6 protein-coding genes are annotated in these 13,935 nt (G+C 35.1%); 5 read left to right on the top strand and 1 reads right to left on the bottom strand.

Annotated elements, in window-relative coordinates:
• The first annotated feature begins 78 nt into the window (after window positions 1–78).
• Window positions 79–2,652: a TonB-dependent receptor gene (locus CDH50_RS06190; protein WP_100611135.1), complete on the top strand. Its 2,574-nt coding sequence runs from the start codon at window positions 79–81 to the stop codon at window positions 2,650–2,652.
• A gap of 100 nt (window positions 2,653–2,752) precedes the next feature.
• Window positions 2,753–3,193, top strand: coding sequence for a hypothetical protein (locus tag CDH50_RS06185; RefSeq protein WP_100611134.1), 441 nt, complete (start codon window positions 2,753–2,755; stop codon window positions 3,191–3,193).
• Here CDH50_RS06185 and CDH50_RS06180 read toward each other — a convergent pair whose 3' ends face one another.
• Window positions 3,194–4,285, bottom strand: a complete 1,092-nt coding sequence (locus tag CDH50_RS06180) for an endonuclease/exonuclease/phosphatase family protein (protein ID WP_232731973.1) — start codon at window positions 4,283–4,285, stop codon at window positions 3,194–3,196.
• A 105-nt stretch (window positions 4,286–4,390) separates the two neighbouring features.
• On the opposite strand from CDH50_RS06180, the gene CDH50_RS06175 reads away from it, so the two are divergent.
• The 3 genes from CDH50_RS06175 (at window position 4,391) to CDH50_RS06165 (ending at window position 13,793) form a co-directional block, all read left to right on the top strand.
• Window positions 4,391–7,204 (top strand): TonB-dependent receptor, encoded by a 2,814-nt coding sequence (locus CDH50_RS06175; RefSeq protein WP_100611133.1) that lies wholly within the window; start codon window positions 4,391–4,393, stop codon window positions 7,202–7,204.
• Window positions 7,205–7,214: 10 nt separating this feature from the next.
• A complete protein-coding gene (locus CDH50_RS06170; protein WP_157804944.1) occupies window positions 7,215–8,645 on the top strand; it encodes a DUF5689 domain-containing protein in 1,431 nt (476 codons plus the stop codon).
• A gap of 303 nt (window positions 8,646–8,948) precedes the next feature.
• On the top strand, window positions 8,949–13,793 hold the full coding sequence (locus CDH50_RS06165; protein WP_100611131.1) for a PAS domain S-box protein: 4,845 nt from the start codon (window positions 8,949–8,951) through the stop codon (window positions 13,791–13,793).
• Window positions 13,794–13,935: the final 142 nt, after the last annotated feature.

The raw sequence follows: 13,935 nt of genomic DNA, 5'->3' as shown, positions 1-13,935 counted from the left end.
CATAATACTAAAAGCATAATTATATGTATTTTTGCAGTGACTAATTTCAAAAAATAAATAATTAATTCATTTTAAAGCATGAAAAAAACTACTCAATTTTTATTGGTGGCTGTGGCGTTGTTATTTACTTCAGTTATCATGGCTCAAAGTACTGTTTCAGGTACGCTTATGGATGCCGAACTCAATGCTCCTCTTCCAGGAGCAAATATTGTTGAAAAAGGAACTACAAATGGAACAACCTCTGATTTCGATGGAAAGTTTACTTTAACAACACAAGCCACATCTGGACAAATTGTTATTTCTTATGTTGGTTATGGAACTGTAACAGTATCTTTTAACGGAAACACTAATTTAGGAAATGTTACTTTGGCTTCTGATGGTTCTCTTGACGAAATAGTGATTATTGGATCTGGAGTTATCGACTTAGCAGAAGGTAGAAAAACACCAATTGCTGTTTCTACAATCAAGGCAAACCAAATTCAAGAAAAAACGGGAACTTCAGATCTGCCCGAATTATTAAAATCAACACCTTCCGTACAATCCATTCAAGGTGGTGGATTTGGTGAAGGGCTAATGTTTTTAAGAGGTTTTGACCAAACAAATACGGCATTTATGCTAAACGGTCAGCCAATCAACAGTGTTGAAGATGGAAGGATGTTTTGGTCTAACTGGTCTGGAGTTTTAGATGTTGCGCAAGCCGTTCAAGTGCAACGTGGTTTAGGGTCTTCTAAATTAGCTATTTCTTCAGTAGGTGGAACCGTTAATATTGTGACAAAAACTATCGACAAAAAAGAAGGTGGTTTTATTCAGCAAATGATAGCAAATGATAATTATACCAAAACAACGGCAACCTACTCAACAGGATTGATGGAAAGTGGTTGGGCATTTTCTGCGTTACTAGGACATTGGCAAGGTGAAGGTTATGTTGAAGATACTGATGGACAAGGACAAACTTATTTTATTTCATTAGGGTATAAGCCAAACGACAATAATATTTTTAATTTTATGTTAACCGGTGCGCCACAATGGCATGCAACAGCAGGGTTCTTTAATTTAGAAACTTTATTGGAAAATGGTAGAAAACACAATACAGCATATGCTGGCGTAAATAGTCCAAATACATTACAGAGTGGCAATTATCCAACTGGAAGGAATATTTATCATAAGCCAGTTGCTAATTTAAGCTGGGACTTAACCATTAATGATAAATCTGCTTTATCAACCGTTTTGTATGGCTCAATAGGTCGTGGGGCTTTTGCTTCTACAATAACCGGTGGTACACCTAGGGTTCCTACGTATGCGAGAGGATCCAACAATAATCATAATTGGTATGGTTTAGTAACCAATTATAATAATGAATTGACAGAAAATTTAAGTTTAAATGTTGGAGCCGATGTACGTTTATATAATGGTATCCATTTTAGAAGTGTTAATGAATTCTTATCTGTGAATTCTGTAAATGCATTTAGTGATTACAATGGAGGCGCTTATCAAATAACTGAGGTTTTTGGAGGGATTAACCCATGGAATCTTACTTTCAATCCTAATGATGACCATGCGCAACGTTTTGGATATGACTATGAAGAAGATATAAATTATACTGGAGTTTTTGGACAAATAGAGTACGCTAATGATCAATTTTCTGCTTTTTTCCAAGGTTCAGCCTCTACACAATCCCATGTAAGAACAGAATATTTAAGTGCAGCTAATGAAGGTCAATCTGAAGAGTCTGAAAAAGTAAATAACACAGGGTTTAATGTAAAAGCTGGTCTGTCATATAGCTTGAATGAGGAAAATGTCGTTTTTGCAAATGCAGGTTATTACTCACGCCAACCTTACCATAGTGATTTGTATGTTGATGATAGGAATTCAAATCAGTTAAACCCTTTAGTTGAAGGGAATCAAAAAATTACGGGATTTGAAGCTGGCTATAAATTTTTAGGAAATAAGGTTTCTGCTAATTTGAATGTTTACCATACTACATGGGATAATAGAATTGGATATAGCTCTATTGATACAGACAATGATAATATTAATGATGAATTTGCTACAACGAGCCCATTGAAGCAAGTACATATGGGAGCAGAGTTAGAAATATTCACCCGTTTGGCGGATGGGTTAAATATTAATGGATTTATATCTGTAGGCGATTGGAAGTTTGATGGCAATGTAACAACCAGAATTACTGATGATCAAGGGAATTTGATTTCAACAGGAGATACAAGTTATATTGATGGCGTTAAAGTAGGACAGGCTGCTCAATTTACTGCGGGTGTTAGTGTAGACTATGAATTTTTACCCCGTTTAAAAGTTGGAGCAAACTGGAACCAGTATGATAATTTATATGGTACAGCCGATTTTGGTGGAGCTGAATTTGAAACACAAAATAACAGAGGATCTATTAAATTGCCATCTTACGATACGGTTGATGCAGGAGTATCTTATAGAATGCTATTAGGAAAAAATGAGGATAAATCATTACAATTCCGAGTTAACATCAATAATATTTTTGATGAAGTATATATTGAGAATTCAAGAGATAACATTCACGTAGGTTCTGGAGATGAAGCATGGAAAGGTGTTAATGTTAGGAATGGTGTAAGATTCGGTTATGGTAGAACTTGGAATGTTAGTATGCGTTACAATTTCTAATGATATTAAAAGAAATAATGAAAACCGCTTCAAACGAAGCGGTTTTTTTATTTTATAAATTATTACATTTGTTTTATTCTAAGAATCTAAATTTATAATTATGTACAGTACTGTTTTTAATCTTCATTCTTATTGGGCATATTTGGTGCTTTTGGTATTAATATTGGCTACGTTTAATGCTTTGTATAAAATGTTTGCAGATAAAGAGTACAGTGCTAAGGATTTTAGAATATCATTATTTACATTGATTGTATCACATATTCAATTATTAATTGGATTGGTATTATATTTTGTGTCACCAAGATTGCAAGCTTTTAGTGAATTAGGTATGGGCGGTGTTATGAAAGATTCCATAAGTAGATTGTATCTTGTAGAGCATCCATTTGTTAATATTATTGCAGTTGCCTTAATAACCATAGGCTATTCCAAACATAAAAAGAAATTGACTTCTAAGGCTAAATTAAAACCAATAGCTATTTTTTATACCATTGCTTTGGTATTGTTATTATCAAGAATCCCTTGGAACATGTGGTTGGCTTAATTAATTGGTCTCTTTTTGTAAGCTCTCAGATAAGATAGTTGGGACTTCCTTAATTACATAAACATATACAGGGAAATGGTCACTAAATCCACCTGAAAATCCACCATCAGACCAACTTCTAAAAGGATAGCCTTTATAAGTGCCTTTATTGGTAATTAAATAATCTTTATTGAATATCCCGGCTTTATAAAATTGATAAGTTGCATAGTCTTTTTCCAGTAAAGGTTTTGTGAACATGATTTGGTCAAATAAACTCCACGCATCTCGGTAAGCCGTCGTTCCCAAACCATCTTTAAAGAAATTTTCAAAAGGATTATAAATACCTTTAAAATCAATTTTGTTTCTATCTTTTTCAGTTTTTAAACCTTTTTTAATGCTAGTATTATTAGGATTGTCATTTAAATCGCCCATAATGAAAACTTTGGCATAAGGGTCTATAACTTGTAGTGAATCCACTAAATATTTAGATAATTTAGCAGCAGCTATGCGGTTATACTGACTTTTTGCTTCGCCACCACTTCTAGATGGCCAGTGATTCACTATAATATACATCAATTCACCATCCAAATAGCCACTTACTAATAATTGGTCTCTTGTGTAAACTCGTTTTCTAGTATTATTGTCATAAATCTTTAGCTCATGACTGCTTGTTGTAATAGGATAAAAAAATTCTTTTTGGTATAATAACGCCACATCAATGCCTCTGGCGTCTGGAGAATGATAATGAACAATGCCATAATTTTTATCTCTTAATAGAGAGTCATTTACAACATCTTCAAGGACTTCTTGATTTTCAACTTCACAAACCCCAATAATTGCAGGAGCATTGTTTGAAACCTCACTTCCAATATCGGCCAATACTCGGGCCATGTTTTTCACTTTCTTTTTGTATGCTTCATACCGATTGGTTTTTAATTCCATAATGGGGCTAGATTCATCAAATTTATTAGGGTCGTTTATGGTATCGAATAAATTTTCCAAATTATAAAAGGCAATGGTATGTATTTTATAATTTTTTTGTTCTTGAGACCCAACAATTGAAGTAGCCATCAAAAGAAAAAACAACAAACTAAATTTTAAAAATTTAATCATGATAGAAACATATTACTTTTTTAATATAAAAAAACTTATTACAAAAGTAGTTATTTCTTTCAAATAAACTATTTTAGCATTAAAGGAGTAATTATAATTTAAGAATTGAAAAAGTTAGGACTGGTTTTTTTGTTTTGTACGTTAGTGCCAATCTCGGCATTGTCTCAACAAACGCTTATTAAAGGAAGTGTTAAAGACGCTGCCTCTTTTGAACCTATTTCTGAAGTAACGGTCACTATCGAAGCAACATCTCAAAATACCAAAACAAATACATCGGGCGAATTTGAATTTTCTTTAAATGTACCATTAGGAGAACATATATTACTCATTTCTAAAATGGGATATATAACAACCAAGTACCCGATAACTGTTGATGAATTTCAAATAGTCAATATTACAGATATGATTCTTGAGCTTGATACAACGACAACCCAAGATTTGTTTACTATCAGCTTGACTGAAGATGAACTTGATAATGATGAAAGTGGATTTGGAAGTGTATCCGGTTTATTGCATGCGTCGTTAGATGTGTTTCAACGAACTGCAGCTTTCGAGTTTAGTTCTTCTTTTTTTAGGGTTAGGGGATTGGATTCTGATAATAGCTCCATGTTAATTAATGGTATCGAAATGAACAAAATATATAATGGCAGACCACAATGGAGCAATTGGGGTGGATTGAATGATGTAATGCGTAATCAAGAATTAGCTTCAGGGCTAAAACCATCTAGTTACCAATTTGGAGGTGTTTTAGGAACTAGCAATATCAATGTTAGGGCATCTCAAATGTCGCATGGTGGACGCATTACCTATTCATCCAGCAACCGAAGTTATGCCAACAGATTTATGGCAACTTATACCTCGGGGTTGTTGCAAGGTGGTTGGGCTTATGCTTTGTCTTTTGGAAGACGTTGGGGAAATGAAGGGTATCAAGATGCCACCTTATATGATGCAAATTCCGTTTTTGTGTCTGTAGAAAAAGTGATTAATGACAAGCATAGCTTGAACTTCACAGGCATTTATACACCAAACAGAAGAGGAAAATCGTCTCCAAACACACAAGAAGTTTACGATTTAAAAGGTATAAAATATAACGAATATTGGGGCTGGCAAGATGGGGAAAAGCGAAACTCCCGAATTAAAGAAGTGGATGAACCTATTTTCATGTTAAACCATTATTGGACGATGAATAGCAAACTATCATTGAATACCAATGTGGGGTATCAGTTTGGTAAAATAGGGAATAGCCGTTTGGCGTATGGTGGTGTAACAAGCGTGTTGTCATCAGATGGACAAGAAACATTTGAAGGTGGTGGGCGAAACCCAAGTCCAGCATACTACCAAAAATTACCAAGCTATTTTGAACGGAATTTTCCAGATGATTTAGAATTTGCATACGGCGCACAACAATCTTTTTTGGATGATGGTCAGATTCATTGGCAGCCTATGTATGAAGCCAATATGGCAAATGCGTCACAAGGTAAAAATGCAACTTATATGTTGTATGAAGATAGGGTTGATGATAAACAATTATCCTTTAACAGTGTTTTAAATGGTAAGATAAATGAGCATATTTTATTTGATGCCTCTTTAAGTTATAAAACATTGGAATCTGAAAATTTTGCTGAGGTTTTAGACCTTTTGGGTGGTACAGGATTTTTAAATGTAGATAGTTTTGATGGTATTCAGTTCGATTTAAGAAACCCGAACACGATAGCCAAAGTAGGCGATAGATATGGTTATAATTATAACATGTTTGCCAATGTACTTTCAGGATTTGCTCAGGCTCAATTTAAATATAATAAAATTGATTTTTATGCATCTGCCAGCGTTACTAACACACAATATCAGCGGGAAGGCTTGTTTCAACCAGAAAATTTTGCCAATAATTCCTTTGGAAAAGGTGATAAATTAGCATTCACTGGAATTGGGACTAAAGCGGGATTCACTTATAAATTATCAGGGAAACATCTGTTTGATGTTAATTTGGGTTACATTACAAGAGCTCCTTTCATAAGTAATAGTTATACAAATTCAAGATCAAACCATAACGTTGTTCCGAATATTTCAGAAGAGCAAATAAGCAGTTTTGATGCCAGTTATATTTTCCGTTCTTCATATGTAAAAGCAAAATTTACTGGGTTTTATAATCAGCATAAAAATGCCAATGAAATCTCATTTTTCTTTGCCGATGGTATTGGGAATATTATTGCCGATTCAGGCACACAACAATCTGGCAGGGATAACACCGAATTTATTCAAGAAATTTTACAAGGCATTAATAAAAATCATTTAGGAGGAGAATTTGGGGTTGAAGCCCAAGTTACGCCAACCATAAAATTAAAAGGAGCTGGCTCCATTGGGCAATATGCCTATGCCAATAACCCCGATTTATATCTGTCTTCCGATAGGTTCGAGAATGTCTATTTAGGCAAGTCCTATTTAAAGAATTACAAATTAGCTGTGGGTCCGCAACAAGCCTATTCTATCGGTTTTGAATATCGCGACCCCGATTATTGGTGGTTTGGGACAACGGCCAATTTTTTTAAAAACACCTATGTAGATGTAAGTCCGCTCACAAGAACCAATAATTTTTATACGGATGTTGACGGTCAACCTTTTATTGATTATGATGAAGATTTAGCAAAATCCTTACTAAAACAAGAACGTTTGGATGATTATATGGTCGTGAATTTAGTAGGTGGAAAATCTTGGTTGGTGGGCGATTATTACATTGGCTTTTTTGCAAGTGTAAATAATATTCTAGATGAAGTTTATAAAACCGGCGGCTTTGAACAAGGGCGAAATTCCAATTATAGGCAATTAAGGAACGATCAAGCTTTAAACAAGGCTGTTTTTGGCTCTAAATATTGGTATGGTAGAGGCGCCAATTATTTTGTGAACGTGTATGTTAGATTTTAATTATAAAATTATGAAAACTAAAATTATAATCATGTTGTTGCTGGTTTTTTTATCATCGTGTATAGATGATGGCGATTATGGTATTCCAATACCAGAAGAAGGACAAAATATCGATATTCCAGCAAACAAGTTAATCACATTTAAGGCATTATATGGCAGGTATGCCCAAGCGGTCGCGAATGATAAATTGATAGCAATAATTGGGGAAGACGAAGATTTATATATTGAAGGCTATGTAGTGTCTAGCGACCAGGCTGGTAATTTTTTTGAAGAACTCATCATTCAAAATAAGGTAGATGACAGTAATCCGGATGAAGACCCTAGATTAGGAATTCGGTTGGATATTAATGTGGGAAGTCTGTCCGATACTTACGAATTTGGCAGAAAAGTATATGTAAAACTAAGTGGATTGACCATTAGTGAGTCAAACGGCGTGTTAACTGTTGCCAAGGGTGAAGATCAAAATTTGGAACAAATACAGGAATTTGAATATAGAAAGATTGTTATTAGAACATCAGAAGTTGCAGTTATCACACCCAAAATAGCATCATTAATAGAATTGACAGACGCTGATGAAAACACCTTGATTCAGTTAAACAACATGCAAATAAAGAAGAGCGAATTACCATTAACCTATGCGGGTGAAGGCATTGATGAATTTGATGGATTCCGCACATTGGAGAGTTGCGATTTAGGACTTTCCATATTAATGCAAACCAGCACGTTTGCGGATTTTAAATCCATTCAAGTACCTCAAAAAAAGGGCTTCATAACGGGTGTTTTTTCTAGGGATTTTGGAGACGATTTTAATGTGTTAGTCATTAATAGCATTATCGATGTTCAATTTACTGATGAAAATCGTTGCGACCCATTGCAATTTAGCTGTGGTTTGGCGGATGTAGTAGGCACTGGAAATTTGTTTTACGAAAATTTCCAATCACAAGTAAATAACCGGTTGGTGACAGGCAATGGTTGGACCAATTATATTGAAGTAGGAAGCGAAGGTTGGGAAGCCTATGTAGCCACAGGAACCAATGCCTCTTTAGATAGATCGGCTAGGATGCAGTCTGCCAGTTCTGGGGATGTAAGCAATATAGCTTGGTTAATAACGCCTGCCATTAATTTAGATGTCCAAAATGGGGAAACCCTGCGTTTTAAAACCTCCAGTAGTTTTGCTGATAGCAGTGATATGCAAGTGTTATATTCTGCGGATTGGGATGGTAGCGAAGCCAACGTTACCAATGCTAACTGGAACATATTATCTGATGCTTACATTATTAAGGACACCGATTATTTTGGGTCATGGTTTAACTCTGGCAATGTGGATTTATCGTGTTTAACAGGTACTATACATATTGCTTTTAAATATATAGGTAGTGGCAACCCAACCTTTGATGGTACGTATGAGTTGGACGAGGTAAGTATTGATTATGTGCCTTAATATGTTAATAATTTTCCTTTCTTTGTAAAGCTATTATTCTAGTCTAAATAAAAACTGCAAGTTTTTTTGCTATATCAGTAAAAATAGTAAGTAGTTAACTCTCTCAATTAAATAATTATTAAAAAACAATTTAACCCTTGGCAAAAGTTGTTAGGGTGCTTATTAATTTAAATAATTTATCGAATGTTTTTTATTACAAATATATTTCGCAGCATGCCTCAGCATATTATTTATAATAAAAAAACATGAAAAAGCTTTTTTTTGCTACATTGACAATAGGTATAGCAAGTAATAACCAACTACATGAGCAATAGACAAGACTATAGCACACTATTTTATTTAAACCCTTTCCCCCACTGGGTCTATGATATAGGTACTTTTGAAATTCTTGATGTGAATCAAGCTACCATAGACCTTTATGGTTACAGCAAAGAAGAATTTTTAGCATTGACCATTAAAGATTTAAGACCTAAAGAAGAAATACCTAAGGTAATCGCGGTTCATGAAGGTATTGATACGCATGTGGGTAATAAACACTTTGGCACGTTTACCCATCAAAAAAAGGATGGAACCATCTTTCGTGTGGAAACGAATGGACATAGAGTAGAATTTCAAGGAAAAAGCTGCTTTATGATAGTTGGTCAGGATGTGACTGATAAAGAAAAGCTATTTAGGCAAAGTCAGGAAGCCATGCATATTATGAATGCTTCTTTGGACGTCATTTGTTCCATCGACGAAAATGGTATTTTCATCAGTGTGAGTCATGCAGCCGTTGACGTTTGGGGGTATCAACCAGAAGAGTTGGTGGGAAAGGCCTATTTAGAGTTAGTATATGAAGAAGATTTAGAATTAACTAGGCAAGTTGCCATAGACATTATGTCTGGTAAGGCAGTCACAACTTTTGAAAACCGTTATATCAAAAAAAATGGAAATATTGCCTATAATATTTGGTCGGCTCGGTGGGATTCAGAAACCAAAATCATGTATGCTATTGCTCGAAATGCCAATGAAAAAAGGAAGGCAGACCAAGTACTCGCCGAAAGTGAAAAAAGGTTTAAAGCGCTCGTACAGGAAGGTTCTGATTTAATAGCCATATTGGATATAGAAGGAAATTATAAATACGTAAGTCCTACCTCCATTGCTATTTTAGGCTTTACACCCGAAGAATTTCTGGGTAAAAGTCCGTTTGAATTTATTCACCCAGAAGATATTGAAAATACTATGCAAAGCTTGGGGAAAATAGCAACGGAGAACAGGGTAGCAGTGCAACCCTTCCGATTTAAAAATAAAGACGGGCAATGGCACTGGATAGAAACTGTGTTAACTAATATGTTGGAGCATCCATCAATACAAGGTATTGTTGCCAATTCCAGAGACATCACAGAAAAAAGAAATGAAGAACAGCATTCAAAACTTTTACAAAGCGTTATCACTCATACTAACGATGCTGTTTTGATAACTGAAGCTGAACCTCAGGATGAACCGGGTCCCAGAATTATATATGTAAATGAAGCATTTACTAAAATGACAGGCTATACGGCAGAGGAAGTGATTGGAAAATCGCCGCGCTTGTTGCAAGGGCCAAAAACCGATAAAAAGGAACTGGCAAGATTAGGTAAAGCTCTTAGAAACTGGCAGCCTTGCGAGGTAACCACTCTTAATTATAAAAAAAACGGCGAGGAATTCTGGATTAACTTCACCGTTTCTCCGGTAGCCGATGAAACGGGGTGGTACACCCACTGGATTGCGATTGAGCGTGATGTCACCGCCGCTAAAAACGAACAATTTAAAAATGATTTTTTAAACAATATAAGCACTGTTTTTAATGACGGCATAGACCTAAATATGTCTCTTGAGCGACTTTGCGAACTCATTGCTAACTATGGAGATTTTAGTTTTTGTGAAATTTGGTTGCCTACCATCCATCAAAAAGCCTTAAAACTTTTATCTCGTATTGAGATGGATGCCACAGCAAAAAAATTCTATATAGAGTCAGAAGATATAGATGAAATAGGTTTTGATAAAGGGCTTCCGGGTAAAGTATGGAAAAGTAAAGAATCCATTATATGGCAAGATAGTGATATAGAGACATTTTTTATAAGAAATGATGCTGCTAAAAAAGCAGGTTTGAAATCGGTACTTGGCATTCCCCTTACTCACCAAGAAAAAATAGTAGGAGTCATGGTTGTGGGAACAAAGGAAGATGTTGATAAAATGGAACACTTCCAGTCAATGTTAACCGAAATGGAATCATTTATAGGTTCAAAAATCAACAGGAAGCGCTTAGAGAGTGATCTACACCATTTGTTCGATACCTTACCAGACATTATTTGTATAGCGGATTCAAAAGGACATTTTTTGAAAATAAACAAGGCGGGATGTGAGCTTCTTGGTTATGAAGAACATGAGATTGTAGGATACCCATTTGAAAAATTTACGCACCCTTTAGATAAAACTATTTACTCGAATGAAATAAAAAAAGGAGATAGCATTCTTAATTTTGAAAACCGATATATCACAAAAAAGAATGACACCATTTGGCTTAACTGGCATTGTAATTCTATTAAAGAAGAAGGGGTCATTTATGCTACAGCAAAAAACATTACAGAAGAGAAAAAACTACGAGAGTTGTTAGTTGATGCTTCTCAATTGGCTAAAATTGGAAGTTGGGAACTCGATTTGCTCTCAAAGGATGAAACCGACACATTGTATTGGTCGCCCATGGTCAAAAAAATCATGGAAGTAGATAGTAATTACAATCCATCATTTACAGGAGGCCGAGAGTTTTATAAACCTGAAAGCAAAGACCGCATTGAAAAAGTAGTTGAGGTCCTTATTAAAGGAGGCAGTGGATTTGATGAAGAACTCCAAATTGTGACCAAAAGAGGAAAAGAAAAATGGATAAGGATTATAGCTAAAGGTGAGCATGTAAATGGAGTTTGCACAAAAATATTTGGTAGTATTCAAGACATTAATGCCATGAAGACGACCGAATTTCAGCTTAAAGAAATTCTAGGAAGTATTTCCGATGGGTTTTATGCTTTGGATGAACATTGGAACTTCACTTATTTCAATAAAGAAGCTGAAAACTTATTGAACCGAAAAAGTAGTGAGGTACTTGGTAAAAGTATATGGGAAGGATTATCACATCTAAAAGGGACCGAGTTGGAAAGAGTGTATAAAAAAGTTGCTAAATCAAGAAAGCCCATAAGCATTGAATATCTATCGCCCAAGTATGGAAACTGGTTCGAAATTAATGTCTATCCTTCTGTTGGGGGGATCTCTGTTTATTTCAAAAATATCGACGAACGAATAAATACTGCAGAAAAATTACAAAATGCTTACCAAGAAAAAATCAAAATTATCGAAAGCATAGGTGATGCCTTCTTTACCATGGATAGAGACTTTACCGTGACCTATTGGAATAAGACGGCTGAAAAACTTCTTGGTTTTAAAAGAGAATCATTGTTGGGAAAAAATTTATGGAGTGTTTTTCCAACCGCTGTAAACTTACCTTCGTATGCCAATTATCATAAGGTCATGGAGACTGGAGAACCTATCATGTTTGAAGATTATTATGGTGTATGGTTAGAAGTTAATGCGTATCCTTCGGCTGACGGAATTAGCGTATTTTTTAGAGATATTACACATAGAAAGGAAGCAGACGATCGCCTACTAAAAGCCTACGATGAAAAAAATCAAATTCTAGAAAGTATTGGTGATGCCTTTTTTGCTGTTGATAAGGATTGGACCGTTACCTATTGGAATAAAGAAGCAGAAAATATATTAGGAAGGAAAAGGGATGTTATATTGGGCAAAAACCTGTGGGAGGAGTATGCGGATGCCGTAGAATCAGATTTTTACAGACAATATCACCTAGCGGTATCAACAGCTAAAATGGTGTCATTTGAGGAGTATTATTCTACATTGGGCAAGTGGTTTGAAGTTACCGCCTATCCAAATTCTAACGGCTTGTCGGTTTATTTTAAGGACGTAACACTTCGTAAAGAAACAGATATACGCATACTACAAGCCAATGAACGTTTTGAAAAAGTAACCAAGGCCACAACCGATGCTATTTGGGACTGGGATATTGAAAATGATGTGTTTTACCGTGGAGACGGTTTCGAAAAACTATTTGGGTATGAGGTAAAAAAAACATTGACTGGAGAGGTGTTTTGGCAAGATAGTTTCCATCCCGAAGATCTTCCCAAAATACAAGCTAGTCTACATGAATGTTTACAGGATTCCGCAATGGATCTTTGGCGACAAGAATACCGAATTATTCGTAAAGGTGGAGAAGAAAAAACGGTTATCGACAAAGGGGTGGTTATTAGAAATGAGGAAGGAAAAGCCATCAGGATGGTTGGTGCGATTACCGATATTACCCATCGTGTTGTGTATGAAAAGGAAGTGATCGAATTGAATAAAATGCTTAAAAAACATATTAAGGAACTTGAAATATCCAATGAAGAATTGGAACAATTTGCTTTTATAGCCTCTCACGATTTACAAGAACCTTTACGAATGATTTCGAGTTTTTTAAATCAAATTCAACGAAAATATGGAGATCAATTGGATGACAAAGCCCATCAGTACATTAATTTTGCTACCGATGGAGCCAAACGCATGAAACAAATCATATTGGATTTGCTGGATTATTCCAAAGCAGGGAAACTTGCCGAAAATCTTGAACGTATTAAATTAAACGAACTTATCGACGAGTATGGTATCTTAAGAAGGCGGCTCATTCAAGAAAAAGGAGCAACAATTATTGTTAATAATCTTCCAAATGTGACTTGTTATAAAGCGCCTCTTTTGCAAACGCTACATTGTTTGCTTGATAATGCCATTAAATACTCAAGGGAAAACGTGCCTCCCGTGATAAAAATTAGCGCATTGGAAACAGATACCTATTGGCAGATAAGTATTGAAGATAACGGTATTGGAATCGATGCGCAGTTTTTTGACAAAATTTTTATTATCTTTCAGAGATTGCACAATCGAGATAGATATGAAGGTACGGGTATTGGTTTGTCAATCGCGAAAAAGCATATAGAGTACTGGGGAGGTAAGATTTGGGTTGAATCGGAATTGGATAAAGGAAGTGCATTTTATTTTACTATTAATAAAGATGTAGACAAATAGCAATGAAACCCGTATGGAAATGCTTTTTATAAGCATGATCATATAAGATGTTGCATATGCCCTTAAAATATAAATAATAATGAAACATTCATGGCAACAGATTTGATATTCACGGGAATTACAATTGTATGTTTGCATGTGA

It is taken from the genome of Confluentibacter lentus, from assembly GCF_002806995.1.
Lineage (GTDB): Bacteria > Bacteroidota > Bacteroidia > Flavobacteriales > Flavobacteriaceae > Confluentibacter > Confluentibacter lentus.
Note: the sequence above shows the minus strand (reverse complement) of the source record. Positions and strands in the feature narration are given on the sequence as shown.